At 72.6% G+C, this 26,204-nt stretch carries 25 protein-coding genes and 3 pseudogenes; 18 read left to right on the top strand and 10 right to left on the bottom strand.

The features are described 5' to 3' along the window. The first annotated feature begins 128 nt into the window (after positions 1-128). The 4 genes and pseudogenes from ACF09J_RS28450 (at position 129) to ACF09J_RS28435 (ending at position 2,450) form a co-directional block, all read left to right on the top strand. Positions 129-1,334, top strand: coding sequence for a cytochrome P450 (locus ACF09J_RS28450; RefSeq protein ID WP_392308310.1), 1,206 nt, complete (start codon positions 129-131; stop codon positions 1,332-1,334). A 103-nt stretch (positions 1,335-1,437) separates the two neighbouring features. Further along, positions 1,438-1,791 (top strand): annotated as a pseudogene (locus ACF09J_RS28445) (isochorismatase family protein); the annotation flags it as partial. A gap of 26 nt (positions 1,792-1,817) precedes the next feature. After that, positions 1,818-2,009 (top strand): annotated as a pseudogene (locus ACF09J_RS28440) (hypothetical protein); the annotation flags it as partial. Positions 2,010-2,057: 48 nt separating this feature from the next. Further along, complete coding sequence (locus tag ACF09J_RS28435) at positions 2,058-2,450, top strand: MFS transporter (protein ID WP_392308309.1); 393 nt, start codon at positions 2,058-2,060, stop codon at positions 2,448-2,450. Positions 2,451-2,560: 110 nt separating this feature from the next. On the opposite strand, the pseudogene ACF09J_RS28430 reads toward ACF09J_RS28435, so the two are convergent. From ACF09J_RS28430 to ACF09J_RS28410, 5 genes and pseudogenes are all read right to left on the bottom strand, one after another. Beyond that, a pseudogene (locus ACF09J_RS28430) lies at positions 2,561-2,911 on the bottom strand (LysR family transcriptional regulator); the annotation flags it as partial. After that, a complete protein-coding gene (locus ACF09J_RS28425; RefSeq protein ID WP_392308308.1) occupies positions 2,793-3,434 on the bottom strand; it encodes a hypothetical protein in 642 nt (213 codons plus the stop codon). The gene ACF09J_RS28425 and the pseudogene ACF09J_RS28430, both read right to left, overlap by 119 nt. After that, positions 3,431-5,167 carry a PHP domain-containing protein gene (locus ACF09J_RS28420; protein ID WP_392308307.1) on the bottom strand — a complete coding sequence of 579 codons (1,737 nt, stop codon included), beginning with the start codon at positions 5,165-5,167 and terminating at the stop codon, positions 3,431-3,433. Before ACF09J_RS28420 ends, ACF09J_RS28425 begins: the two co-directional genes overlap by 4 nt. A gap of 190 nt (positions 5,168-5,357) precedes the next feature. Continuing rightward, positions 5,358-6,242 carry a neutral zinc metallopeptidase gene (locus tag ACF09J_RS28415; protein ID WP_392308306.1) on the bottom strand — a complete coding sequence of 295 codons (885 nt, stop codon included), beginning with the start codon at positions 6,240-6,242 and terminating at the stop codon, positions 5,358-5,360. Between the two features lie 265 nt (positions 6,243-6,507). Next, complete coding sequence (locus tag ACF09J_RS28410; RefSeq protein WP_392308305.1) at positions 6,508-7,065, bottom strand: DoxX family protein; 558 nt, start codon at positions 7,063-7,065, stop codon at positions 6,508-6,510. A gap of 333 nt (positions 7,066-7,398) precedes the next feature. On the opposite strand from ACF09J_RS28410, the gene ACF09J_RS28405 reads away from it, so the two are divergent. Together ACF09J_RS28405 and ACF09J_RS28400 are read left to right on the top strand one after the other, a co-directional pair. Next, positions 7,399-7,596 (top strand): antitoxin, encoded by a 198-nt coding sequence (locus ACF09J_RS28405; protein ID WP_392308304.1) that lies wholly within the window; start codon positions 7,399-7,401, stop codon positions 7,594-7,596. Between the two features lie 179 nt (positions 7,597-7,775). Beyond that, on the top strand, positions 7,776-10,418 hold the full coding sequence (locus ACF09J_RS28400; RefSeq protein ID WP_392308303.1) for an FG-GAP-like repeat-containing protein: 2,643 nt from the start codon (positions 7,776-7,778) through the stop codon (positions 10,416-10,418). A 62-nt stretch (positions 10,419-10,480) separates the two neighbouring features. On the opposite strand, the gene paaK is transcribed toward ACF09J_RS28400, so the two are convergent. Together paaK and paaI are read right to left on the bottom strand one after the other, a co-directional pair. After that, entirely contained in the window at positions 10,481-11,827 is a 1,347-nt protein-coding gene (paaK, locus tag ACF09J_RS28395) for a phenylacetate--CoA ligase PaaK (protein ID WP_392308302.1), read from the bottom strand. Continuing rightward, complete coding sequence (paaI, locus tag ACF09J_RS28390; protein WP_392308301.1) at positions 11,824-12,321, bottom strand: hydroxyphenylacetyl-CoA thioesterase PaaI; 498 nt, start codon at positions 12,319-12,321, stop codon at positions 11,824-11,826. The genes paaK and paaI overlap by 4 nt, the downstream gene beginning before the upstream one ends. Positions 12,322-12,416: 95 nt before the next feature. Here paaI and paaN point away from each other — a divergent pair, with 95 nt between their 5' ends. The 12 genes from paaN (at position 12,417) to ACF09J_RS28330 (ending at position 22,768) form a co-directional block, all read left to right on the top strand. Beyond that, positions 12,417-14,129 (top strand): phenylacetic acid degradation protein PaaN, encoded by a 1,713-nt coding sequence (paaN, locus tag ACF09J_RS28385; protein ID WP_392308300.1) that lies wholly within the window; start codon positions 12,417-12,419, stop codon positions 14,127-14,129. Then, complete coding sequence (locus ACF09J_RS28380) at positions 14,122-15,345, top strand: thiolase family protein (RefSeq protein ID WP_392308299.1); 1,224 nt, start codon at positions 14,122-14,124, stop codon at positions 15,343-15,345. The genes paaN and ACF09J_RS28380 overlap by 8 nt, the downstream gene beginning before the upstream one ends. After that, a complete protein-coding gene (locus ACF09J_RS28375) occupies positions 15,342-16,097 on the top strand; it encodes an enoyl-CoA hydratase/isomerase family protein (RefSeq protein ID WP_392308298.1) in 756 nt (251 codons plus the stop codon). Before ACF09J_RS28380 ends, ACF09J_RS28375 begins: the two co-directional genes overlap by 4 nt. Next, positions 16,094-16,954, top strand: coding sequence for a 3-hydroxyacyl-CoA dehydrogenase family protein (locus ACF09J_RS28370; RefSeq protein ID WP_392308297.1), 861 nt, complete (start codon positions 16,094-16,096; stop codon positions 16,952-16,954). Before ACF09J_RS28375 ends, ACF09J_RS28370 begins: the two co-directional genes overlap by 4 nt. Next, on the top strand, positions 16,945-17,784 hold the full coding sequence (locus ACF09J_RS28365) for an enoyl-CoA hydratase/isomerase family protein (protein WP_392308296.1): 840 nt from the start codon (positions 16,945-16,947) through the stop codon (positions 17,782-17,784). The genes ACF09J_RS28370 and ACF09J_RS28365 overlap by 10 nt, the downstream gene beginning before the upstream one ends. Positions 17,785-17,950: 166 nt before the next feature. Further along, positions 17,951-18,964 carry a 1,2-phenylacetyl-CoA epoxidase subunit PaaA gene (paaA, locus tag ACF09J_RS28360; protein WP_392308295.1) on the top strand — a complete coding sequence of 338 codons (1,014 nt, stop codon included), beginning with the start codon at positions 17,951-17,953 and terminating at the stop codon, positions 18,962-18,964. Beyond that, positions 18,961-19,263: a 1,2-phenylacetyl-CoA epoxidase subunit PaaB gene (gene paaB / locus ACF09J_RS28355; protein ID WP_392308294.1), complete on the top strand. Its 303-nt coding sequence runs from the start codon at positions 18,961-18,963 to the stop codon at positions 19,261-19,263. The genes paaA and paaB overlap by 4 nt, the downstream gene beginning before the upstream one ends. Before the next feature lie 13 nt (positions 19,264-19,276). Further along, positions 19,277-20,143 carry a 1,2-phenylacetyl-CoA epoxidase subunit PaaC gene (paaC, locus tag ACF09J_RS28350; RefSeq protein ID WP_392308293.1) on the top strand — a complete coding sequence of 289 codons (867 nt, stop codon included), beginning with the start codon at positions 19,277-19,279 and terminating at the stop codon, positions 20,141-20,143. Further along, entirely contained in the window at positions 20,137-20,649 is a 513-nt protein-coding gene (paaD, locus tag ACF09J_RS28345; RefSeq protein ID WP_392308292.1) for a 1,2-phenylacetyl-CoA epoxidase subunit PaaD, read from the top strand. Before paaC ends, paaD begins: the two co-directional genes overlap by 7 nt. Then, positions 20,649-21,770, top strand: coding sequence for a 1,2-phenylacetyl-CoA epoxidase subunit PaaE (paaE, locus tag ACF09J_RS28340; protein ID WP_392308291.1), 1,122 nt, complete (start codon positions 20,649-20,651; stop codon positions 21,768-21,770). Before paaD ends, paaE begins: the two co-directional genes overlap by 1 nt. 87 nt (positions 21,771-21,857) lie before the next feature. Beyond that, positions 21,858-22,052, top strand: a complete 195-nt coding sequence (locus ACF09J_RS28335) for a hypothetical protein (RefSeq protein ID WP_392308290.1) — start codon at positions 21,858-21,860, stop codon at positions 22,050-22,052. Positions 22,053-22,072: 20 nt separating this feature from the next. Further along, positions 22,073-22,768, top strand: coding sequence for an alpha/beta hydrolase (locus tag ACF09J_RS28330; protein ID WP_392308289.1), 696 nt, complete (start codon positions 22,073-22,075; stop codon positions 22,766-22,768). 41 nt (positions 22,769-22,809) lie between these two features. Here the strand turns inward: ACF09J_RS28330 and ACF09J_RS28325 are convergent, their stop codons facing one another. From ACF09J_RS28325 to proP, 3 genes are all read right to left on the bottom strand, one after another. Further along, on the bottom strand, positions 22,810-23,604 hold the full coding sequence (locus ACF09J_RS28325; RefSeq protein WP_392308288.1) for an alpha/beta fold hydrolase: 795 nt from the start codon (positions 23,602-23,604) through the stop codon (positions 22,810-22,812). A gap of 264 nt (positions 23,605-23,868) precedes the next feature. Further along, positions 23,869-24,552: an adenosylcobinamide amidohydrolase gene (locus tag ACF09J_RS28320; protein WP_392308287.1), complete on the bottom strand. Its 684-nt coding sequence runs from the start codon at positions 24,550-24,552 to the stop codon at positions 23,869-23,871. Between the two features lie 110 nt (positions 24,553-24,662). Then, entirely contained in the window at positions 24,663-26,171 is a 1,509-nt protein-coding gene (proP, locus tag ACF09J_RS28315) for a glycine betaine/L-proline transporter ProP (RefSeq protein ID WP_392308286.1), read from the bottom strand. Positions 26,172-26,204: the final 33 nt, after the last annotated feature.

Here is a 26,204-nt window from a genome sequence, read left to right as displayed (position 1 = left end):
GATCGCCGACGAAGGCCGGCCCGCCCCGTCCCCCACCGGGCGGCCGGCGGCCGTGAGGCTCGCCGGGAGCCTTCGCCGGGCCGTGGACACCACCGACGTCGTACCCCCTGCCCCGAAGGAACCGACTGATGACCACGGACAACGAGACGGCCGTCTGCCCGTTCGACTTCAGCGAGACCCTGGAGTTCGACCCCTCCCTCGCGGACCTGATGAGCCACGACACCCCCACCAGGATCCGGCTGAGCTACGGCGACGCGGACGCCTGGCTGGTCACCGGCTTCGATGCCGTCAAGCAGGTGACCACGGACCAGCGGTTCAGCCGGGCGGCCATCATCGGCCGCGACTACCCCCGGATGACGCCGGAGCCCATCGTGTCGCCCGAGTCGATCAACGTGATGGACCCGCCGTACAGCAGCCGCGTCCGCCATCTGGCCTCACAGGCCTTCACCCAGCCGCGGGTGGAGGCCATGCGCCCCCGGATCGCCCGGCTCGCGGACGACCTGCTGGACACCATGGAGAAGGAGGGCCCGCCGGCGGATCTGATCCGGCACCTCTCCGACCCTCTTCCCCAGCACACCGTCCTCGACCTCCTCGGCATCGAGCGGGCGGAGTGGCCGTGGATCCAGAAGGCCGTGCACCAGTTGCTCGTGGTCGGCCCGGACAGCAAGGAGGACGCGGCGAGCGCGAAGGCGGATCTGACGGCCTTCTTCGGCGGACTCGTCGCACAGCGGCGGAAGTCGCCGGGCAGCGACATCATCAGCGCGATGGCCGCGGCGCGGGACGGCAAGGAGCAGCTCGACGACCGGGAACTGGCGGTCATGACGCTCATGCTGGCGCTCAGTGGCCAGGACACGGCGACCTGCGAGATCAGCGACATCGTGTACCTGCTCCTGACCCGGCCGGAGCTGGCGGAACGCGTCAGGAGCGGGCCCGAGGCCCTGACCGGCGTGCTGCACGAACTGCTCCGCCACATCCCCTTCCGCAAGGGGGTCGGCATCCCCCGGGTGGCTCTGGAGGACGTGGAACTGGGCGGTGTGACGATCCGGGCGGGCGACTACGTCCATGTCTCGTACCTGACGGCCAACCGCGACCCGGAGCGCTACACGGACCCGCACGACATCGACGTGGACCGGCCGAACGTCCCTCATATGACGTTCGGCTGGGGCGGGCACCGGTGCATCGCGATGCCGTTGGCCATGGCGGAGCTCGAAGTGGCCATCGGGCGGCTCATGGAGCGCTTCCCCGAGCTGCGGCTCGCGGTGCCGCCGGAGGAGGTGCGCTGGGACACGCAGACGATCAGGCGGTTCCCCCTGGAGCTGCCGCTGGCCTGGTAGGGACGCCCGCCCGGAGTGGGCGGCGCGGACGCCGCACGGCCCCGGCCGACCCGGCCGCCGGGGCCCGGCGCCGCCCCGCGACGGTGTAAAGAATTCCTATGACATGCAGAACGACTTTGTTCTCAAGGGGTATCCGATGGAAGTGCCGATGGCACGCCGGCGGATACCCGGAATGCAGGAGGTCATCGCCGAGTGCCGGGCGGCCGGAATCCCGGTCGTCCACACCCAGCACATTCTGCTGGACACCTTCAATGTGTCTCCACTGGAATCCGCCTACAACCCGGCGCTGCTGGGCGCGGGGATGCGCGAGGGCACGTTCGGCGCGCAGGTCGTCGACGACCTGAAGCCGGAGTCCGAAGACGTCGTCGTCGTGAAGCACCGCTACGACGCGTTCCACAACACGCGACTGGAGAACGTGCTGACCAGCATCTCCGGGCTGCGCGAGGTGGACACCGTGATCATCATCGGCACGCCGAGGTCTGCTGCGGCTCCACCGCGCGCGGTGCCTACATGCGGGACTTCAAGGTCGCCTTCGTCGGCGACGCCACCGGGGCGCGCAGCGAGGAGGCTCAGGCGGGCACGGAGAACTTCTCATGGGCGGCCTCTCCGACCGGCTGGGCCGGCGCAAAATCCTGGTCGGCTCGATCGTGTTCTTCTCGGTCTGCTCACTGCTGACGGGACTGGTCGGCGGACTTGTCAGCCTTCTGATTGGTGCGGGTCATCATGGGCATCACCGAGGGCGCGTTCACCCCGACCGCGGTGGCCGCCACGGCGGAGGCGTCGCGGCCGGAGCGCCGTGGACTGAACATGGGCATGCAGCAGAGCACCTTCGCCCTGTTCGGCATCGGCCTGGGCCCGATCATCGCCACCCAGTTGCTGCGGGTACTGCCGAGTTGGCACTGGGTCTTCGGTCTGATGCCGGTCCCCGGCCTGGTCCTGGCCTGGTTCGTCTTCCGGACCATCCGCGAGTCCGACCAGCTGCCGGCCTTCGAATCCGCCGTCTCCCCCGCCGCCCAGGAACAGACCCAGATGACCGGCCACTTCGGCGAAGCTCCGCGGCCGGGACGGGTCCTGCTCGCCCAGGACCGCGGAGGCGTTGGAACAGGTCCCGCATGAGCTGGGCGGCGTACGGCAGGAAGTACGCGCCCTGCGGGGTCAGCACCGCGCCCTTCCACCCCCGCTGGAACAGCGCGAAGCCGAGACTCTCCTCCAGCCGCCGCAACCCGCTGGCCCATCGCCGGCTGGGTGACGTACGAGTCGGCCGCGGCCTTGGAGATACTGCGGTGCCTGGCCACGGCCAGGAAGGAACGAAGCGCCTCGACGTCCACGGTTGCCCCTCCTTCGGCCACGACACGGGGCTCGTTGGAGGGGACCCTACTGCCCCGCGGACCCTTTGTGACCTGCTGGGACCGCGAGGCGGAAGGACTTCTTCCGGAGGGTGCCACCGGCCGGCGGCCGTCAGCCGTGATCGGCGCAGCAGGGCGTGGGGTCGGGCACCTCGAAGGGGGCCAGGAGGCCGCCCGCTGCGGGCACGAGCGGCAGCACGAGCCGTCCGTCCTGCCACAGGGGGCGGACATGATCGCGAGTCGTGACCGGGGTGTCCGGTTCCGGGTCGCCGCCGGGGCCGGACGGCGCTCCGACGACCGTGACCCGGTCGATGGCGGTGTGCTGAAGGAGGAGGCTCAGCGGGACCGTGCCGACGAGACGCCGGACACCGGGGTAGACGACGGCGCGCCCCCGCGCGCGGGTGTGGTGCTCGGCCGCCGCGAGGGCGGCGCCGTCCGCGTACGGCGGCGGGCCGTGCCGGAGCGCGCCGAGGGCCGCGCCGGACGGTGGCCGGTCTTCGTCCGCCTCGGTGAGGAGGGTGACGAGCCGGTGCCACACCGAGGCGGCGGTGTCCGCGTCCGGGAGCGCCAGGGAGACGGCGATGTGCGGCCGCTCGCCGGTTCCGACCGGGTGGGTGCAGGCGACGGTGGTGTCCGGCAGGCCGAGCCGCGCCACCAGGTCCTGGGCGAGGTGATCGGCGCCGCGCAGGTCCGCCGACCCGGCGTCCACACCGATCACGGTGGGGGCGCCGGGTCCGCCGGGTGTACCGGTCATGCGGGCAGGACCCACATCGGGTTGGAGTAGAACCACAGGTCCTTCCACGGGTCGGCGTCGCCGATGACGTCCATCGCCGGTCCGGCCGGGTCCACGGCGGCGCCGCGCAGACCGACCGCCGAACGGTTCCCGTCGGTTCCGCGCAGCCGCACGTACACCGGCTTGTCCACGCGGCCGAGGGAGTACGTCAGCCGCACCGAGCCGGTGGACTTGTTCACCTCGAAGGACTTGACGACCTTCGTGTCCGGGGTGATGAACACGTCCTTGTCGGAGACCCGGCCCGTGACGGCACCCTGGATCACGTCGACGCGGGCCAGCTTCGGCACGAACTGCGCCCAGTTGGGGCCGCCCGCGAGGCTGATCTCGACGACCAGGTCGACCTGGCTGCCACGGCGCACGTGCAGCGCGTCGCCGAGGGTGACGGCCTTGCCGCCGGAGCGCAGCTGGGCGTTGAGGCCGCTGATCAGCCCGCCGTGGTCGACCCAGACGCGGCCGGCGCGGATGCCGTCCATGACCGCCTGGTAGGAGAAGGAGGCGGCACCGACGTGGGTGCGGGAGTACTGGCCGGGCCAGTAGTCGCCGTCGCTCAGGTTCAGTCCGCCGCCGTGGACGGGGTCCTCGTAGCGGCCGTTGGCGTTGAAGTCGCCGCCCGGCCCGCGGACGGAGGAGTCGGCGTAGACGCTGTGGGAGTCGGAGTTGGCGGTGATCCACCAGGGCTTGCCCTCGGCCAGCAGGCTGTCCCACAGACCGCCCACGGTCGCGGTCATCCAGTCGAAGCCGCCCCAGGTGCGGTAGCTCTCCAGCGGGTAGCCGGAGAAGGAGTCGGCGCCGGGGCTGTTGTCGTAGTAACCCCGGCCCGAGCCGGGGCCACCCGGCGCGGGCAGGCCGGCGGCCTGGTGGCCGGGCGCGCCCTCCATGCCGACGGCGATCGTCGGCTGCGCGTCGCGCCAGGCACGGATCTCGTGCGGGGAGTCGATGCCCTTGCGGGCGGGGTGGTTGGCCAGGAACAGGGCGTCCTTGACCTTGCGCCGCTTGACCTGCTCGGCGAGGAAGTTGACACCGGCGATGGCGAGCGCCTCGTTGGCGGGGGTGGAGGCGGTGGCCTTCTTCACGGCCCCGTCGAAGGAGTTCTCGAACTCCTTGAGCACGGCGACCTCGTTGCTGCCGGGGTGCACGAAGACGGTGCCGTGCTCGGCGGCCGGGATGTTCCACTCCAGGCCCTGGAAGACCAGCGTGTCGCTGATCTTCCCGCGGGCGGCGACGATGTCCGGGTTGACCTTCTCCACGCCGATCTTGGCGTGCTGCTCGCTGCCGTGGTCGGTGATGACCATCCAGTCCAGGCCGTGCGCGTCGGCCTGGCGCACGTGGTCGATGACCCGGTACTTGCCGTCGGAGCTGTACTGGGTGTGGATGTGGTGGTCACCGGCCAGCCACAGGTAGCCCCCGGAGCGGCCGGGCTGCGAGGACCGCTGGTCCTGGTTCTGGTTCTGGCCCTGGTCCTTGCCCTGGGACGCGGCCGCCTGTCCGGCGCCGGCGAGCACGCTGCCCGCCGCCAGTCCGGCGCCGAGCAGACCGGTCCGGCGCAGCATGGACCGGCGGGAGAGCTGATCGGGCGTCAACTCGGTGTCGGGAACCTCGAGGTCGAGCGCCGGCGGCAGGGATCCGCCGCCCGTACCGTGCGCGTGGTCGTGGTCGTGGTGATGCCCGTGAGCGTGACTGTGGCCGTGGCCCATGTCCGAACTCCTGCCGTCGGTGCGTTCAAAGCGTGTTCGAGCGGCGCCCATGCTGGGCCCCTGCCACCAACACGGTGGGAACGGCTGGTGACATCGGCAGGTACGGCCGGTGGCGCCGGAGCGTGCGGGAGGCCCGTACGCATGACGAAGGCCCCGGCCGGGGAAACCGGCCGGGGCCTTGGTCATGTGGTCAGATGGCGCCGGTGAAGGTGTCGCAGCGGGCCGGGGAACCCGTGGTGTACCCGGTGGTGAACCAGTGGACCCGCTGCTGCGAGCTGCCGTGGGTCCAGCCTTCCGGGTCGACGCGGCCCTGGGTGCGTTCCTGGATGCGGTCGTCGCCGACGGCTTCCGCGGCGTCGAGGGCCTCGCGGATCTCGGAGTCGGTGAAAGGCTTTTCGAAGAAGCCGGTGGTGACGGCGTTCTTGGCCCAGGCCCCGGCGTAGCAGTCGGCCTGGAGTTCCAGCCGGACCGAGCCGCTGTCGGCTCCCGTACGGTCCCGGCCGGCGCGGTTCATGGTGCCCAGCAGGTTCTGTACGTGGTGCCCGTACTCGTGGCCGATGACGTACGCCTGCGCGAGGGGGCCGCCCTTGGCGCCGAACCGGTCCTCCAGCTCACGGAAGAAGCCGAGGTCGAGGTAGACGCCGCGGTCGGCCGGGCAGTAGAACGGGCCCATGGCGGAGGTGGCCCGGCCGCACCCCGTGTTCCAGGTGCCGGAGACCAAGGTGGTTCCGGCCTTGCTGTACGTCTGCTGGAAGTGCTCGGGAAGAGCGCCCTGCCAGTAGCGCTGGATGCTGTTGACCACGCCCACCACGCGGCACTTCTCCGACTGGTTGGCGTCTCTGCCCTTCTGGCACTTCTCCTTCAGGTTCTCGCCCGGCTGCGAGGCGGCGGAGTTCGAGCCGCCGCCGTTCAGGAGACTCGCCGGGTTGACGCCCAGGAGCAGTGCGACGACCAGGACGACGACGCCGATGACGCCGCCGCCGATGGTGAGCCCGCCTCCGGGAATGCCACCGCCGCCGCTGCCGCGGTCATCGACCTGAGAAGCATCAAGATCCACGTCATCGCGGAATTCCATGGGTCGTTCGTCTCCTGGGGGTTGGTGATCACCCCATTCTGCCCGGTGCCGCGGACTGGTCGTGCGAAGGAGGGCGGCGACGCCCCCCGCGCGCCTCACAGGCCGTCAGTTTCCCAGTGCCGGGCGCACCAGGACCCTGCGGCTCCGCGCGCCGCAGGGTCCTCGGCGGGTCCCGCCGCCGCGGGCCGGACGGCTTCCACCGGGCTGGACGCCGACCAATGCCGCGACCGGAAAGGTTCACCGGCCCTTGACGCCCGGCACGGCGCTAGAGAGCGAGCGCGAGTGCGGCGCCCACGCCGCCGAGGCCCAGGGCGACGGCCGCCTCCCGCCAGCCGCCGAAGCCCCACCGGAAGAACCGGTCGAGGGCCAGCCGGCCCGGCCCGATGGCGGCGATCCCCAGGGCGACGACGGCGATGCCGACGCTGTACTCCACGCCGCCGTCCGTCTCCCAGAGTCCGTGGGCCCCGGTGACGGTGACCATCGCGTTGATCATGACGCCGATCAGGGCGGCGGCCGCGAGCGGGGTCAGCAGCCCGACGGCGAGACCGAGGCCGCCCAGGAACTCCGACAGACCGCCGACCGCGGCGAACAGCTTTCCCGGGCGGTAGCCGAGGGCGGCGAACCCCTGACCGGTCGCGGTCAGGCCCCGCCCGCCGAAGAGTCCGAAGAGTTTCTGCGCCCCGTGCCCGGCCATCAGCAGGCCGAAGGTGAGCCTGATGAGCAGCAGACCGCAGTCGGCGGCGGTCCCGGTGACCGCGTCGGCGCGCTGTGCCACCGGCTCCGTGGCACGGGAGGGACGGTACAGAATGCGATTCGTCAACATGGGAGTGCTCCGCTGAATAACGCCGGAACGGGCGTTTCCCCCAGCTCGGACACGCCGAGACACCTGTCGGGGGGTGAGTCGCGCGCGACAGCACGCGTCCGCCCTGTCCCCCGCTTCCGATCCTTCCGCAGCGGGCACGGTCGCGCATCCGCGCGTACGGGATGAGCGACCACGACCCGCAGGTGGTCCGGTGCAAGTAACCGCTCCCCCCGGCACCGCTCCCCCCGGCACGTTCGGGTCATGGGCCCGGCTCCTCGCGACGAGGTGCCGGGCCCGCGTCGTGAGATCATGAGGGCCCGGACTACTACAGCCCCGTAGAGGAGCGGCACACGCATGTTCGACCAGCTGAAGAGCCTGAAGGGCAAGGTGGAGGGCATCGCCGAGGCCCACGGCGACAAGATCTCCGACGGTCTGGAGAAGGTCGGCGACTTCGTGGACGGCAAGACCGGCGGCAAGCACAGCGGCACGATCGACACCGTCGTCGACAAGGCGCAGGACGCGGTGGAGAAGCTCGGCAAGCACAAGGGCTGAGCCCCGGCGGCGCCCGCCGGTGTGACGTCTGGTGAGGTCCGTGCGCTTGGCCAGTAGCACCTGTGACACGGGTGCCGAGCGTCGGACTTTCATGGGGTGGGATGGTGGGTCGCCGAACGGGGCGGGCGTACGCGTTGCGGAGCCTGAGCCGGCGAGTGTGGCTGACGGGTGGGGCCGTCGTGCTGACCGGGGCCGGGGTCGTCACGTACGCGGTGGCGTCCGTGCCCGCGCAGCCGCGGGGGCACGGACGGATGCCGCCGTCCGTGCAGACGCTGCGGCTGACGGATCAGGGCGAGGGGGGAACGGGGCTGCCGCAGTGGGACACGGACCGCTTCAGCGCCGCCCTGCTGACCTGGGACGACCCGCACGCCGCACTGGGCGGCACGGCCGAACTCCGCTCGCGCTCGGCGGCGACCGGAGAGTGGTCGGACTGGCAGAGGCTGCCGGCCGGCCCGTTTTCCGCCGACGGGGCGGAGGCCCGGCGGCCCGGCCTCCGGGGCGGCACCGCCTCCGTGTGGACCGGCGCGGCGGACGGGGTGGAGGTACGCGTCGTCAGCCGCGCCGGCACCCCCGCGACGGGCCTGCCGGCGGGGCTGGACGTGAAGCTGCTCGATCCCGGCATGGGAACCGAGGGTGTGTCCCCGACCGAGGACGTGCCCGCGGCCGGGCACGTGCCTGGATCCAAGGGTGTGCACGGATCCGCGGGCGTCTCCGGTTCCGCGAGCACCTCAGCCACCGGGCCGGGCACGGCCACCGGCCCCGTGCCGGGCGGCGGGTCCGGGCCAGGCGACGGGACCGTGCCGGGCGCCGGGGCCGCACCCGGCGTGCCCGGAACCGAGGGGACGCCCAAGTCCGAAGGCACGCCCGGGACCGGGAGCGCGCCCGGGCACGAGGACGTGTCCGCGCCCGCCGCCGGGACCGTACCGGGCGGCGGGGTCGGGGCGGGTGCCGGAGTCGGGGCGGGTGGTGTGTCGCGTGTCGTCCCCGCCGTGCGTCCGTCGACGGTGGCGCGGCCGGCGGTCGTCGCTCGGGGGCAGTGGGGAGCGTGGGCCGGAGACGGCGGTACGCCGAGGTACGGGGCGGAGGTCGGGGCCGCGTTCGTCCACGACACCGGGGCCGCGAGCGACAATGAGCTCTCCTGTGCCGAGTCCCGCGCGCGGCTTCGCACCCTGCAGCAGGCGTATCTCGTACGCGGCTACGACGACATCGGTGACAACTTCGTCGTCGACCGCTGCGGTCAGGTCTTCGAGGGCCGCGGTGGCGGCATGGACCTGCCGGTGGTCGGCGCGCACGAGCGTGGTTCCAACGCCGGCACGGTCGGCATCTCCTTCATCGGTGACTTCGCGTTCGCGAAGATGAGCCCGGCCGCGCGTGAGGCCGTCGCGCGGATCGTGGCGTGGAAGTTCGGTATGTACGGCATCGACCCGGCCGGCAGGGTCATGCTGAGCGACGGCGGGGAAGCCGCCCGGATCGCCGAGTCGGCCGGGACACCGGGGATCTCGCACGCGCCGCCCACCTCCGACTTCAACCGCGACGGCACCGGCGACCTGGCGGCCGGCACGCCCAGGGCGTCGGGCGGAGCCGGTGCCGTGACGGTGATCCCGGGCGGCCTCGACGGACCGGCCGCCGCCTCGAAGGTGACGATCACCCAGGACAGCCCCGGGGTCCCCGGCTCCTCCGCGCCCGGCGACAACTTCGGCGCGGCGACCGCGTGGGGCGACGTCAACGGCGACGGCTGCGCCGACCTGGCGATCGGCGTTCCCGGCAAGGACGACGGCCGCGGCCACGCCGAGCAGGGCGCGGTCACCGTACTGTACGGGCCCGGCCTGGACTCCGGGGTCTCGTACACCGCCCACGGCGTCGCACCGGCCGGGGCACGGCTCGGTTCGGCGATCGCTGTCGGCGACTTCGACGGCGACGGCCGGGCGGACGTCTTCGCGGCCGGTACGGGCCACGGCGGCACCTGGAACGTATGGCTGAGCGGGGGCGCCACCGCCTCCGGTCACCTGACCACCGCCACCGGTCCGGTCTCCCATCCGTACGCCACGGCCGGCGACTTCAACGGTGACGGCTACGCGGACGTCGCCCTGAATTACACCGACCCGGGAGGCACCGGGCGCGTGGTGTGGTTCGCCGGGTCCGCGCACGGACTGACCTGGCGGGGAGTCCTCCCGGTGCGAGGCGGCCGCCAGGTCGCCGCGGGCGACATCGACGGCGACGGCTACGACGACCTCGTCATCGGCCAGCCCTACGCCCGGGAATCCGGCGGCGCGGCGGGCGGTCAGGTCACCATGGTCCGCGGTGCGGCGACCGGGCTCACCACCACCGGCATGAAGGTCGTGCACCAGGACGGTGTGGGCGTGGCGGGCGGCAACCTGGCCGGCGACGGCTTCGGCGCCGCGGTCGCCGTCGGGGACCACGACGCCGACGGCTACGCGGACGTCCTCGTCGGCGCCCCCGGGGAAGGCCTCACCCGCGACGGCGTCCACCACCCCGGGGCCGGGCAGGCCACCCTGCTCCGGGGCACCGCGAACGGCCTGACGGCGACCGGGTCCTTCACCCTCAACCAGGAGACGCCCGGGATCCTGGACGCGGCGGAGACGGGCGACCGGTTCGGTTCCTCCGTCGCCCTGACGGACATGACCGGTCACGGACGTGCGGGGCTCGTCTTCGGCGCGGAGGGCGAGGACGCCGGCGACGGCCTCCTGCTGTACACGCCCGTCAACGCCACCGGTTTCGGCCTCGCCCGGACGGTCGCCCTGCGCAGCAGCGCCCTGGGCACGCCGGCCGGCGCCCGTCTCGGGCAGAACCTGGCGCCCTGACCGTCACACGACGACCGGTGAGCACCGGCCCGCAGCGGCCGGGGCCGGTGCTCCTCCCTCGCTCATCCCTTGCGCAGGTCCCGGACCCGGCGGATCTTGCCCACCGAGCGCTCCAGGCTCTCCGGCTCGACCACCAGCACCTCGACGCTGATGCCGACCGAGTCCTTCACACCCTTGCTGATGATCCTGGCGGCCGTCTCGCGCTGCTCGGGCCCGGCGCCGGGGCGGGCCTCGATGTGGACCGTCATGTGGTCCATGCGGCCGCGCTGGGTCAACTGGATCTGGAAGTGCGGGGCGACGCCGGGCACCCGCAGCACGACCTCCTCGATCTGGCTCGGGAAGACGTTCACACCCCGCAGGATGATCATGTCGTCGCTGCGGCCGGTGATCTTCTCCATACGGCGGAAGGCGGGCCGTGCGGTGCCGGGCAGCAGGCGGGTGAGGTCACGCGTGCGGTAGCGGATGATCGGCAGGGCTTCCTTCGTCAGCGAGGTGAACACGAGTTCGCCGCTCTCGCCGTCGGGCAGCACCTCACCGGTGATCGGGTCGACGACCTCGGGACAGAAGTGGTCCTCCCAGATGTGCAGTCCGTCCTTGGTGTCCACGCACTCCTGCGCCACGCCCGGACCCATGACCTCCGACAGGCCGTAGATGTCGACGGCGTGGATGTCCATGCGCTCCTCGATCTCGCGCCGCATCGCCTCCGTCCAGGGCTCGGCGCCGAAGATGCCGACCTTCAGGGAGCTGGTGCGCGGGTCCACGCCCTGCCGCTCGAACTCGTCGAGCAGGGTCAGCATGTAGGAGGGCGTCACCATGATGATCTCGGGTTCGAAGTCCCGGATGATCTGCACCTGGCGCGCGGTCATGCCGCCGGAGGCGGGGATCACGGTGCATCCGGCGCGCTCGGCTCCGTAGTGCGCGCCGAGGCCGCCGGTGAACAGGCCGTATCCGTAGGAGATGTGGACCTTGTGACCGCGCCGGCCACCCGCCGCGCGGATGGAGCGGGCGATGAGGTCGGCCCAGATGGACAGGTCCTTCTCGGTGTAACCGACCACGGTGGGGCGGCCGGTGGTGCCGCTGGAGGCGTGGATGCGCCGGACCTCGGACATGGGGACGGCGAACATCCCGAAGGGGTACGTTTCGCGCAGGTCGGCCTTGGTGGTGAAGGGGAAGCGGGCCAGGTCCTCGAGGGAGCGGCAGTCGTCCGGCGTCAGTCCGGCCTCGTCGAACTTCCTGCGGTACAGCTCGACGTTGTCGTAGGCGTGGCGGAGGGTCGCACGAAGCCGGCTGAGCTGCACGTCGCGGAGCTGCTCGCGGGTCAGGCGCTCGCCGCTGTCCAGCAGCTCGTCCGGGAGGGGCTGCCCCAGCCGGGGCCCCTGGTCCACCGGGGCCGTGACTTCGCTGCTCATTGCGACTCCTTCGTCTTCTCGCTCGTCTTCTCGCTCCGCAGGCTGCGGCTGCGCCCCCGGAACTCGGCGATCACCTCGCCCTCCCGCCGCCCGTCACCGCCCTCGGCGGACCGCGCTTCGCCCGGACCGCCGTCGATGCGCCGTACGCTCACGTCGTAGATCCCGCTGCGGCCGTACCGGGTGCGCTCGCAAGCGGTCGCCACCAGGACGTCGCCCTCGTAAGCCGGAGCGATGAAGACGATGTCGGCCGCCGCGGCGACCGTCACGGGCCCGTGGCTGTTGCAGGCGCAGGCGAACGCCGTGTCGGCGAGCAGGAAGAGATAGCCGCCGTGGGCGATCCGGTGTCCGTTGACCATCGCCGGCGTCACGGTCATCCGCACCTCGGCGGTCCCTTCGCCGTGGTGCGTCAGCTCGATGCCGAGATTCCGGGAAGCCAGGTCCGCGGCGAACATCGTCTCCACCGGACCGGGGTCGACGTCAGTGGCCTGCGTCACGTTTTCCACCACCTTGTGTACCGACCGAACATTCGGTTAGCGTCGGCAAAGCCAAGTAATCAAGCATCACCACTGCCTGTCAAGAGGTGGCCCGCATGCCCCACACCACTCCCGAGCCCGTCGACTTCTTCGCCCGCCACCGACAGCTGCTGGAGGCGGCGGTCGCGGCCACCGAGAGCCGGGACCACTGGACTCCGTACCCGGAGTCGCCCAGCAAGTCGGTGTACGGCGAGGAGGCCCCGAGGCTCGGTGAGGCCGCTTTCCGCGACCAGTTGGGCAAGCCGTTCGCCCTGCCCGGGCACCCCGGAGAGGGGACCGTGCAGGCCGCCGAGACCTCCCCCTACGGCTTCGGCCTCGGCATCGGCTACCCCCGTGTCTCGCCCGATGAGGCGGTGGCCGCCGCCAGGGCCGCCACGGGCCCCTGGCGCGACGCGGGTCCCGACGCGCGCGCCGGTGTCGCCGCCGAGATCCTGGCCCGGCTCAACGCGGCGAGCTTCGAGAACGCGCACGCCGTGCAGCACACCACCGGACAGGCCTTCGTCATGGCGTTCCAGGCGGGTGGCCCGCACGCGCAGGACCGCGGCCTCGAGGCCGTCGCCTACGCCTGGGCGGAGCAGAAGCGGCACCCGCGCGCCGCGCGCTGGACCAAGCCCCAGCGCAAGGGCGGGGACCTGGTGATGGACAAGAAGTTCACGCCGGTCGGACGCGGTGTCTCGCTGCTGATCGCCTGCAACACCTTCCCCACCTGGAACAGTTACCCCGGCCTGTTCGCCAGCCTGGTCACCGGCAACCCGGTGGTGATCAAGCCGCACCCGGGCGCCGTACTGCCGCTGGCGCTCACCGTGCGCACCGCCCGCGAGGTCCTGTCCGAGGCCGGCTTCGACCCCAATCTGGTGGTCCTGGCCGCCGAGGAGCCCGGCGAGCGGACCGCGGGCGTCCTCGCGCTCCACCCGGACGTGCGCATCATCGACTTCACCGGCTCCACTGAGTTCGGCGACTGGCTCGAGACCAACGCCCGCCAGGCCGCCGTGTACACCGAGAAGGCCGGCCTGAACACGGTCGTCCTGGACTCCACCGACGACTACCGCGGGCTGCTGGGCAATCTCGCCTTCTCGCTCTCCCTGTACAGCGGGCAGATGTGCACCACCCCGCAGAACCTGCTGATTTCCCGCGCGGGCATGGCCACCGACCAGGGCGTCAGGACCGCCGACGAGTTCGCCGCGGACCTCGGCGCCGCGCTGGACAAGCTGCTCGGCGACCCGGCCCGGGCGGCCGGCACGCTCGGCGCCGTCGTCAACGACGGCGTGCTCGACCGGCTGGAGAAGGCGTCGGCGCTGGGCACCACGGTGCACGCCTCGCAGCCGGTGGAGCACCCCGAGTTCCCGCAGGCCACCGTCCGTACGCCGCTGGTGGCGCGCCTGGACGCGGAGGCGGACGAGGAGACGTACACCCGTGAGTGGTTCGGGCCGGTCTCCTTCGTCGTCGCCACCGACTCCACCGAGCACAGCCTGCGGATCCTCCGCGAGACGGTGCGCGCCCACGGCGCGCTGACCGCCGCCGTGCACTCCACGAGCGAAGAGGTCCTGGCCGCCGCCGAGTCGGCGGCCCTGGACGCGGGGGTGCACCTGTCGGAGAACCTCACCGGCGGCGTCTTCGTCAACCAGTCCGCGGCCTTCAGCGACTTCCACGGCAGCGCCGCCAACCCCGCGGCCAGCGCCACCCTGTCCGACCCCGCGTTCGTCACCGGCCGCTTCGCGACGCTCCAGTCGCGCCGCCCCGTCGCCATCGAGGAGAGCACCCATGCCTGACGAGGTCTACCTGATCGACGGGGCCCGCACCCCGCAGGGCCGCTACGGCGGCGCCCTGGCCTCCGTACGCCCCGACGACCTGGCGGCGCTGGTCGTCGGCGAGGCCGTGCGCCGTGCCGCGATCCCGGCCGAGGCCGTGGACGAGGTGATCCTGGGCGCCGCCAACCAGGCGGGTGAGGACAACCGCGACGTGGCGCGCATGGCCGTTCTGCTCGCCGGGCTCCCGCACACCGTGCCCGGCTACACCGTCAACCGGCTGTGCGCCTCGGGGCTGACCGCGGTCGCCTCGGCGGCCCAGACGATCCGGTCCGGCGAGGCCGACCTGGTCGTGGCGGGCGGTGTGGAGTCGATGACCCGCGCCCCCTGGGTGATGGCCAAGCCGGGCACCCCGTGGGCGAAGCCGGGCGAGGTGCACGACACGTCCCTGGGCTGGCGCTTCACCAACCCCCGCTTCGCCGCCGCCGACCGCGCGGTGCCCGCCGGGGCGGGCCCGGAGACGGTGCGGACGACCCTGTCGATGGGTGAGACGGCCGAGGAGGTCGCCGCCCTCGACGGCATCACCCGCGCCGACTCCGACGCCTTCGCGCTGCGCAGCCACCGCCGGGCCGTCGCCGCACAGGAGGCCGGGCACTTCGACCGCGAGATCGTCCCCGTCCCGGTGAAGGACGGCCTGGTGGAGCGCGACGAGGGCCCGCGCCCGTCGACGACGCCGGAGAAGCTGGGCTCCCTGCGCACCATCTTCCGCAAGGACGGCATCGTCACCGCGGGCTCGTCCTCCCCGCTGTCCGACGGGGCCGCGGCCCTGGTCGTGGCGAGCGCGGCGGCCGTGGACCGGTACGGGCTCACCCCGCGCGCCCGTGTGGTCACCTCCGCCTCGGCCGGGGTGCAGCCCCATCTCATGGGCCTCGGACCGGTGCCCGCCACGCAGAAGGCGCTGGCCCGGGCCGGCTGGCAGACCGCCGACCTGGACGCCGTCGAGCTCAACGAGGCGTTCGCCGCGCAGGCGCTGGCCGTCGTACGCCGGCTCAAGCTCGACGAGGACCGGGTCAACGCCGACGGCGGCGCCATCGCGCTGGGCCATCCGCTGGGCTGCTCGGGCGCCCGCATCCTGCTCACGCTGCTCGGCCGCCTGGAGCGCGAGGACGCCCGCCGGGGACTGGCGACGCTGTGCGTGGGCGTGGGCCAGGGCGTGGCGATGCTCGTGGAGCGCGTGTGAGCCGGGACGCGTACGAGACGCTGCTCGTCGAGGAGCGCGAGGACCGGGTCGTGGTGACGCTGCACCGCCCCGAGGCGCGCAACGCGATCAGCGGGCTCATGATCCGTGAACTGCACGCGGTGTGCGACCTGCTGGAGGACGACCCGAAGCTGCTGCTGCTCACCGGGCACGGCAACGTGTTCGCGGGCGGCGCGGACATCGCGGAGCTGCTGCGGCGGGGCCGCGACGAGGCGCTCCAGGGGATCAACAGCCGCCTGTTCGAGCGGGTGCGCAGGCTGCCCATGCCGACCGTGGCCGCCGTCGACGGCTGGGCGCTGGGCGGCGGGGCGGAGCTGTCCTACGCCTGCGACATCCGTATCGCCGGTCCCGACGCCGTCTTCGGCAACCCGGAGCCGGGGCTCGGCATCCTGGCGGCGGCCGGGGCGTGCTGGCGGCTGCCGGAGCTGGTCGGCGAGTCGGTCGCCAAGCAGGTGCTGCTCGCCGGGCGGAACCTGGACGCCCGGGCCGCGCTGGCCGCGGGCCTGGTCATCGACGTCGTACCCGCGGAGAAGCTGCTGGACGAGGCGCACGCGCTGCTGGACCGCATGGCGCGGTCCTCGGCCACCGCCCTGCGTCTGACGAAGCTCGTCGTCGACGCTCCGGGCGCGCATCCGGTCGCCGACGACCTGGCGCAGGCCGTGCTCTTCGAGGGACAGGACAAGCAGGACCGCATGACGCGTTTCCTGGAGAAGAAGAACAGGAGCAAGGCATGAGCAGTCCGACCGTGCCCGCCGTCGTCGGGGTGATCGGCGGTGGCCGGATGGGGGCCGGTATCGCGCAGTCGTTCGCGGCCGCCGGCTCGTCGGTGACCGTCGTCGAGAGCGGTGCGCAGGCCGCGGCCGCCGCCGTGGAGCGGGTCGCCACCGGGCTGCGGCGGGCCGCCGAGCGCGGCCGGCTGGACGAGCCCGCCGAGCAGGTGCTCGCCCGGATCACCACCGCGGAGTCCGTGGACGGTCTCGCTGCGGGCACCGAACTGGTCGTCGAGGCCGTGCCCGAGAACGCGGCGCTGAAGGCCGGGCTGCTCGCCGCGGCCGAGGCGGCGGTGGACGACACGACCGTGCTGGCCACCAACACCAGTTCCCTGTCGGTCACCGAGCTGGCTTCGGCGCTGAAGGCGCCGGGCCGCTTCCTGGGCATGCACTTCTTCAACCCCGTGCCCGCCTCCGGACTGATCGAGATCGTCGTGGCACCGGAGACCTCGCCCGAGGTCGTGCGGGCCGCCCTCGGCTGGACCCAGGCGCTGGGCAAGAAGGACGTCGTCGTCAAGGACTCCCCCGGTTTCGCCAGCAGCCGTCTCGGCCTGGCACTCGGCCTGGAGGCAATCCGTATGGTCGAGGAAGGCGTGGCGGAGCCGGAGGCGATCGACGACGCGATGAGCCTCGGCTACAAGCACCCCATGGGTCCGCTGCGCCTCACCGACCTGGTCGGTCTCGACGTCCGGCTGGCCATCGCCGAGTACCTGCACGCCACGCTCGGGGAGCGGTTCGCCCCGCCGCAGCTCCTGCGCGACAAGGTCGCCCGGGGCGAACTGGGCCGCAAGTCGGGACAGGGGTTCTACCCATGGCAGTGACCCCGCCGGAGGCGGTTTCGCCAGACGGGGCGGGGCAGAGCGTCGGATACAGCGTCGAGGACGGCGTCGCGGTCATCGAACTGCGCAGGCCCGCCGCGGGCAACGCGCTCGACGCGGCCCTGCGGTCCGGGCTGCTGGCCGCCGTGCGCCGGGTGGCCGGCGGCGGTGACGGCGAGCAGGTGCGCGCGGTGCTGCTGACCGCCCAGGGCCGGAACTTCTGCGTCGGGCAGGACCTCAAGGAGCACGCCGAGGCGCTCGAAAGCGGACCGGAGTCGGCGTTCGCGGTGGTGCGGGCGGAGTACAACCCGCTGGTGGAAGCGCTGCACGCGCTGCCCGTGCCGGTGGTCGCGGCGGTCGAGGGCGCGTGCGTCGGCGCCGGACTGGGTCTCGCGCTGTGCGCCGATGTCCGGCTGGCCTCGGAAGGCGCGCGCTTCGCGACCGCGTTCACCGGGATCGGACTGGCCGCCGACAGCGGTCTGAGCCTGACGCTGACCCAGGCGGTCGGCCCGTCGCGTGCCGCCGCCCTCATGCTGCTCGGCGACCGCCTGGACAGCGAGGACGCGCGGGCGCTGGGGCTGGTGCAGCGGGTCGTGCCCGACGGGCAGGCGGCGGCCGAGGGACTGGCGCTGGCCCGCCGGCTGGCCGCGGGGCCCACGGCCGCGTACGGCGAAGTCAAGGCTCTGCTGCGGCATGCGGCGACCGGGGCGGGACTGAGCGCGGTGCTTGAGGGCGAGGCTGCGGCCCAGGTGCGCCTCGGCGCCACCCGCGACCACCGCGAGGCCGTGCGGTCCTTCCTCGCCAAGGAGAAGCCTTCCTTCGAGGGGCGCTGAGCAAGGGCCGCCGAGCCGGGGGCCGCCCGCCGGACGCGGCGGCGACCCTCGCCCCGCGCGGCGGCCGCGTGCGGGCCCGGGCGATCCCGGATGCAGGGGTTGCCGGGGCCGGGAAAATTCGACAGACTATTACCCGAACGAATGGTCGGTAGGGAAGCTGGTATCGATGACCACGTCACACGGCGCAGTGTCGAGCGGCGACAGCGCGGAGCAGCGGCTCCAGGAGCAGTTCGACGCGACGATCGCGAGGGACCAGCGGATCGAGCCCCGGGACTGGATGCCCGAGGGCTACCGCAGGACGCTGATCCGCCAGATCGCGCAGCACGCCCACTCGGAGATCATCGGAATGCAGCCCGAGGGCGAATGGATCACCCGCGCCCCCTCGCTGCGCCGCAAGGCCATCCTCTTCGCGAAGGTCCAGGACGAGGCCGGGCACGGCCTGTACCTGTACTCGGCGGCCGAGACCCTGGGCGCCGACCGCGCGGACCTCACCGACCGCCTCATCGAGGGCCGGCAGAAGTACTCGTCGATCTTCAACTACCCGACGCCGACCTTCGCGGACGTCGGCGTGATCGGCTGGTTCGTCGACGGCGCGGCGATCTGCAACCAGGTGCCGCTGTGCCGCAGCTCGTACGGCCCCTACGCCCGCTCCATGGTGCGGATCTGCAAGGAGGAGTCGTTCCACCAGCGGCAGGGCTACGAGCTGCTGATGACGATGATGCGCGGCACCGACGCCCAGCGCGAGATGGTGCAGGACGCGGTGAACCGCTGGTGGTGGCCGTCCCTGATGATGTTCGGGCCGCCCGACGGCGACTCCCCCAACTCCGCCGCCTCGATGGCCTGGAAGATCAAGCGGCACAGCAACGACGAGCTGCGCCAGCGATTCGTCGACATGACGGTCCCGCAGGCCGAGAAGCTGGGCGTCACCCTGCCCGACCCCGAGCTGCGCTGGAACGAGGAGCGCGGCCGGTACGACTTCGGCACCCCCGACTGGTCCGAACTCAAGCGCGTGATCAGCGGCGACGGCCCCTGCAACGAGCAGCGCGTGGCGCGGCGCCGGGCCGCGCACGAGGACGGTGCCTGGGTGCGCGAGGCGGCGTCCGCGCACGCGGCCAAGCAGGCCGCCAGGACCGGCGCCACCCGGGACGCCCGGAACAACGAGGAAGGAACGGCGGCATGAGCAACACCGACGGTACGAAGGGCGGCTGGCCGCTGTACGAGGTGTTCGTCCGCGGCAAGCGCGGCCTGAACCACGTGCACGTCGGCTCGCTGCACGCGGCCGACGACGCCATGGCGCTCAGCCACGCCCGCGACCTGTACACCCGGCGCAACGAGGGCGTGAGCATCTGGGTGGTGCGCTCCGAGCACATAGCCGCCTCCACCCGCGACGAGAAGGACCCCTTCTTCGCGCCCAGCGCCGACAAGGTCTACCGGCACCCCACCTTCTACGACATCCCCGACGATGTCCCGCACATCTAGGAGCAGGACGGACATGAGCGACGTCACCGACGACCACGTCTACCTGTCCCTGGCCGCGGAGCACGGGGAGTCGGACGCCCGCTGGGCCTTCGGCACCGGCTTCGAGGACCCGCTGCACGGCGTCGACACCGGCGTGCCGGACACGGTCGACCCCGCCGAACTGGCCGCGTACTGCCTCGCCCTCGGGGACGACGCCCTGGTCGGCGCGCAGCGCCTGGCCGAGTGGTGCACCCGCGCCCCGGAGCTGGAGGAGGAGGTCGCCCTGGCCAACATCGGCCTCGACCTGCTCGGCCAGGCACGGCTGCTGTACGCACGCGCCGGACAGGTCGACGGCAGCGGCCGGGACGAGGACGCCTACGCCTACTTCCGGGACGCGGCGGACTTCCGCAACGTCCGGCTCGCCGAACTCCCCAACGGCGACTTCGCGTTCTCCGTCACCCGGCTGCTGGTGCTGTCCTGCTGGCGCCTGGCCGTCTTCCAGCGGCTCGCCGCCACCACGCAGGACCCGGTCCTGAGGGCGATCGCCGCCAAGGGCGTCAACGAACTCGCCTACCACCGGCAGTTCGCCGCGGACTGGGTGGTGCGCCTGGGCGACGGCACGGAGGAGTCCCACCGGCGGATGCGGGCCGCGCTGGCCGCCGTCGCCCCGTACACGGCCGAACTCTTCGCGCCGCGACCGGACTTCGGCGTCGACCCGGCGGATGTGCGCGAGGAGACGACGGCCGTGCTCGGGCAGGTCCTCGACGCCGCCGGTCTCGATCTGCCCGAGGCCGAGGCGCTGCCCGGTCAGGGCCGGGAGGGCGATCACACCGAGCATCTGGCCCCGCTGCTCGAGGAGTTGCAGGGTCTGGCCCGCGCGCATCCGGAGGCGACATGGTGAGCGCACTGGAGGAGCGGCGCGCGCGGCACGTGGCCGAGCAGGTCCCGGACCCGGAGCTGCCCATGCTGACCCTGGCCGACCTCGGCGTGCTGCGCACCGTCGAGATGCGGCCGGACGGCACGGTCGTCGCCGGTCTGACCCCCACCTACTCCGGCTGTCCCGCGATGGCGGAGATGCGTGCCGACGTGGCCGCGCGGCTGCGCGCGGCCGGTTTCGCGCAGGTGGAGATCCGTACCGTCCTCGACCCGCCGTGGACGACGGACTGGATCACCGCGGAGGGCCGGCGCAAGCTCACCGAGGCGGGCATCGCGCCTCCCGGCAGCGCGCCCCGGCGCACCGGCGGGGCCGTGCCGCTGGAGCTGTCCGCCACCCGGCGCACGGTGGCGTGCCCCCGCTGCGGCTCCCCGGACACCGAGGAGACGTCCCGCTTCGCCGCCACCTCCTGCAAGGCACTGTGGCGCTGCCGCAGCTGTCTGGAGCCGTTCGAGTACGTCAAGGAGATCTGATGGCCCCGACCACCACGACGACGGAGACCGAGGTGTCCGCCGCCCCGGCGCGGCGGCGCCGCCGTCCGGCCTTCCACCCGCTGCGGGTCGCCGCGGTGCAGCCGCTGTGCGCGGACGCGGCCGCCATCAGCTTCGACGTGCCCGAGGAGCTGGCGGAGGAGTTCGCCTACCGGCCCGGCCAGTCGCTCACGCTGCGCCGCGAGGTCGACGGGCGCGACGAGCGCCGGTCGTACTCCATCTGCTCCCCCGTCGGCGACCGTCCCCGCATCGGTGTGCGGGTGGTCCCCGGCGGACTGTTCTCCTCCTGGCTGGTCGGCGAGGTCCGCCCCGGCGACACCGTCGAGGTGATGGCCCCGACCGGCGCCTTCACCCCCGACCTCGCCGAACCGGGCCACCACGTCCTGATCGCCGCCGGCTCCGGCATCACCCCGATGATGTCCATCGCCGAGTCCGTCCTGGCCGCCGACGACCGCTCCCGGGTCACCCTCTTCTACGGCAACCGCCGTACCGACACGGTGATGTTCGCCGACGAGCTCGCCGATCTGAAGGACCTCTACCCCACCCGCTTCCAGCTCGGGCACGTCCTGTCCCGGGAGCCGCGCGAGGCCGAGCTGCTGTCGGGGCGCCTGGACGCCGAGCGTCTGGCCGCGCTGATCGAGGGGCTCGTGGACGTGAAGGGCGCGGACCACTGGTGGCTGTGCGGTCCGCACGGCATGGTCCGCGACGCGCAGAAGCTGCTCGGCGACCTCGGCGTCCCGGCGGACCGCGTCCACCAGGAGCTGTTCTTCGCCGACGACGAGCCGATCCGCACGGTCCGCCACGAGGACGCCACCGGCGACGGCCCGGTCAGCCAGGTCACCATCACGCTCGACGGCCGCTCCACCACGTCGCCGCTCTCCCGCGAGACGACGATCCTGGACGGGGCGACGCGGGTACGCCCGGACATGCCCTTCGCCTGCAAGGGCGGCGTGTGCGGCACCTGCCGCGCCCTGGTCACCGACGGCGAGGCCGACATGCGCCGCAACTACGCGCTGGAGACCTCCGAGGTCGACGCCGGCTATGTGCTGACCTGCCAGACGTTCCCGGTGTCCGACACCCTGACCGTCGACTTCGACAGCTGAGGACACGTGACCGGGCCCGAACGGGGCTGACCGGACCGCGCCGACCTGGTCGTTTTCGCCCTGTCCGGGCGGGGGTACGCGGGGTGCATGACGGGTACGACGCGCCCTCGGGGCGACGGTCCGCCGGCCGCGACCGTCACCGTCCGGCCGTACGCCAGTCCCCTGCCGCTGGGGTTCTTCTCCTTCGGCATCGGCATGGCCCTGCTGGCCGGGAGCGGGCTCGGTCAGGCCGACCGTCACACCCGCCCGCCGCAGGAACCCGGGATCCGCGGGCAGTTGTAGCGGCCGGCGTGGAGGTGGCGATGAGAGTCGTGTTCGTGCACGGAGCATGTGTGCGGGACGGGTCGTGGTGGTGGCACCGCACCGCCGAGCTGCTGCGGGAACGAGGGGTGCCGAGCGTGGCCCCGGCGCTGCCGAGCTGCGGCGAGGGGGGCCTGCCCGGCGGCGTCGGCGGTCCGGGGCTCCCCGAGGATGTCGCCGCGGTGCGGCAGGTGCTGCAGGCCGGCGACGAGCCGACCGTCGTGGTCGCCCACAGCTACGGCGGTGTCGTCACCGCGGAAGCCGCTGCGGGAACAGGGTCGGTGCACCACCTGCTGCTGGTTTCCAGCTACCTGCCCGAGGTCGGGCAGAGCCTGTCGGAGTTCGGGAACGGCGGCCCCGCCCCGTTCCTCGACGTCGACCCCGACGCCGGCACGTTCGGGGTCCGCCCCGAGCTGCTCGTGGACACGTTCCTGCAGGACTGCGACACCGAGGTGCAGGCGCAGGCGGCGGACCACCTCGCCCGGCAGAGCGTGCGGGTGACCGGGCAGCCGGTCGGGGCGGCCGCATGGCAGCGGCTGCCCTCGACGTACCTCGTCTGCGCCCAGGACCGGGGCACCCCGCCGCGGCTGCAGCGCGAGTTCGCCCGCCGGGCCGGCAGTGTCGTCGAGCTCGACGCCGGCCACCACCCGTTCCTGTCCCGGCCCGCAGCGGTCCGGGACCTGCTGCTGAGCCTGTGACGGCAGCCGCGCGCTCCCCGGGGCGGACGGCTGCCGCGGTGTCAGGAGCCGCTCGCAGCCGCGGTGGCACCCTGGAGGATCAGGTCGGCCACGGCGTCAGGGCGGGCGATGAGGGACACGTGGCAGGAGTCGATCTCCCGCGTGTGGGAGTGGGCCCGTGCGGCCTCGAAGCGCTCCTGCTGGGGGCTGATGGTCATGTCCTGCCGTCCCACCAGGGCCCAGGACGGAATCTTCTTCCAGGCCGCCACCTTGGCCTTCTCGGAGAACGCGGTCGTGGCCGCCGGGCGCTGGGTGACACCCAGCAGGTTCGCCTGGCTCTCCGGCAGGCAGTTGGCGAAGACCGAGTGGACCTTGTCCCGCTTGAGGTACAGGTCGGTGCCGCTCGCGCCGGCCTTCCGATACGGCACGGATTCCGTGGCGGTGCCCAGGGCGGTGGGGAAGCGGGCGGACAGCGACATACCGCTCTCACCGACGTCGGGCATCTGCGCGTTGATGTAGATCAGGGATTTGACCTCGGGGTTTCCCGCCGCGGCGGTACTGATGACGGCACCGCCGTAGGAGTGACCGGCCAGTACGATCGGGCCTTTGATCGTCTTCAGGACGGAGGCGATGTATGCGGAATCGCTGTACAGGCCGCGCAGCGGGTTGGCGGGGGCCATCACGGTGTAACCACGGCGCTGCAGCCGCTCGATCACCCCGTTCCAGCCGGAACTGTCCGCGAAGGCGCCGTGGATCAGGACGACGGTCGGCTTGGCGGCGTCGGCGCCGCCGTTCGCTGCTACCGGGACTGTGGTCGGCGCGGACAGGGCGGTGACCGCGCACCCTGCCGTCGCCACGCACAGCGCTCTGCTTCGGAGCTGTGAGCGGCGTAGCGCGGGTATGGTCATGTTGACCTCGCTCTCGATGGGGCTTACGGCACCTCAGCGTTCACGCGGTAGACCGAACGGGCCAGGCGATGGCGTCCGAACGGGGGACTTCGGCGCGGCATCGGAGTGACATCCCGCGTCAGCCGTGGTCGCCCCGGCCGGTCGCAGATGGCCGCGCCCGCGGGCTGCCCGGCCAGGACTCGGGGCCTTGTGGCAGCGCCGTGAAGGCGTTCCTCACTCCCCGGGAACGGGCAGGGCCGCGCGCACCGCCCCGTGAACGGCGCGCGCCAGGCGGGCGCCCCACAGCGAGCGCGGTCCGGCGAAGGTGTGGAGTTCCTCGTCGTCGCCCGGGGTACGGGCCGCCACGCACACGGCGTCGGTGGGGGTGCCGGAGCAGTCGTAGCCCGCCTCCAGCAGCGCCTGGACCTTGGCCTCGGTCGCGGTGACCACGGCGTTGACGAGTGCGGCGTCCGACAGGGCGGCGGGGATCGCGGCGACGACGTTGATCGTGCCGGGCGCGCCGGGAGCGTCCGTGCCCGGTGCCGGGGCAGCGGCCCATCCGCGTACCCGGACGCCCGCGGTGGCGACCGCGGTGGCGCCGCCGGCGTCCGCGCTGCCGTGAGCCGTGACATCGGCTGCGGTCATCAGGCCCACTCCCGCGCCGTCCAGACCGGCCGCCTCGGCCAGCTCGGCGAGGTGGAGTCCGGGGTCGGTGCGCCGATAGCCGTGGGCCACCTGCGCGTTGATGACCCAGCCGCGCTCCCCGATGCCGCCGCCGAGGACGGCGTTGCTGACCATCCGCCATCCGGGTCCGGCATGCCACAGCAGCGCGGGCAGCCGAAGCCCGTCCTCGGTTCGGGACCACCGTCGCGGGGCGGGCAGACCGACGGCCGTGGACGGCGCGACGACGGAGGTCACGGGCTGGGCACTCCTTGCGGGCGGGACGGGCCCGCTGATCGTACGCGGAGGGACCCGTGCCCGCCGGACCGGGGCCGGGACCTGCTGCCCGCACTCGCGCGCCCGGCCGGTCAGAACTTGGGCAGCGGGGCCTGGCTCTCCACCAGTTCCGCGGCCTCCTCCGGGGTCGCGACGGCCGGCGGGGAGCCCTCCAGGGGCCGGCGTGCCGTCTCCTTCATGCAGGCCACCGAGATCACGCCGACGAGTGCCGCGGCCATGGAGTAGTAGGCGGGCATCAGGTCGCTGCCGGTGACCGAGATCAGCGCGGTGATCACCAGAGGGGTCGTCCCGCCGAAGAGGGAGGCGGAGAGGTTGTAGCCGATGGACAGCGAGCCGTAGCGCACCTGGGTGGGGAACAGGGCCGGCAGCGCCGCGGACATCGTCCCGAGCAGGCACACCAGCGACAGTCCCAGCATCAGCATCCCCGCCGACACCGCGACCAGGCTGCCCTGCTCGACCAGCAGGAAGGCCGGCAGGGACAGCAGCAGGAAGCCGAGCATGCCGGTCATCAGGACCGGTTTCCGGCCGAGCCGGTCGGACAGCTTGCCGACCTGGTTGATCAGCAGCATCAGCACCACCATGGTGACGATCAGGATCAGCAGGCCGTGCGTCTCGGAGTAGCCCATCCGGTCCGACAGGTAGGTCGGCATGTAGGAGAGCAGCATGTAGTCGGTGATGTTGTACGCCCCGACCAGGCAGACGCACAGGACGAGCGTCGGCCAGTGGTTCCGGAAGATCTTCGCCAGGTCTCCCCTGGCGGTCGCCTCCACGGTGGAGGCCGCCTCGGACGCCCGGTGCACGGAGTCGTCCTCCAGCTTCCGGAACGCGGGCGTCTCGTCCAGTCGCAGCCGCAGGTACAGGCCGATCAGCCCGATCGGTCCGGCGACGAGGAACGGCACGCGCCATCCCCAGGAGTCCATGCCGGCGTTGCCGAGCAGCGCGGTCAGGAGCGTCACCAGGCCGGCCGCGCCGACGTAGCCGGCCAGTGTGCCGAGTTCGAGGAAGCTCCCGAAGAAGCCTCGCCGACGGTCCGGCGCGTACTCGGCGATGAACGTGGACGCGCCTCCGTACTCACCGCCCGTGGAGAAGCCCTGCACCAGCCGGAACAGGATCAGCAGGAACGGGGCCCAGAACCCGATCGAGGCGTAGGAGGGGATCAGTCCGATGGCGAACGTGCCGATCGCCATCATGATCATGGTCAGGGCCAGGACCTTCTTGCGGCCGATCTTGTCCCCCATGGGCCCGAAGACCATGCCGCCCAGGGGACGCACCAGGAAGGACACCGCGAAGGTGGCGAACGACGACAGCAACTGGACGGTGCCGTTCCCGGACGGGAAGAACACGTGCCCGATGGTGACCGCCAGATAGCTGTAGATGCCGAAGTCGAACCACTCCATGGCATTGCCGAGCGAGGCGGCCTTCACCGCCCGCTGCACGGCAGCCTCGTCGGTGACGGTGATGTCCGTGCGCCGCAGTGGAGGGTTCCGGCGCCGTCTCACGGCCCTGAACAGCGTGCGGTGGCGCTTGAGAGCCTCGGGATCCGCGTCCGCCGGGGCGGGGCCGGCTTCCTTGTCCACCATCTGGGTCTCCTCTCTCCCGGGCGTCCTCGGCGC

The organism is Streptomyces sp. NPDC014889 (genome assembly GCF_043081205.1).
GTDB lineage: Bacteria > Actinomycetota > Actinomycetes > Streptomycetales > Streptomycetaceae > Streptomyces.
This window is presented reverse-complemented; position numbering and strand designations above follow the sequence as displayed.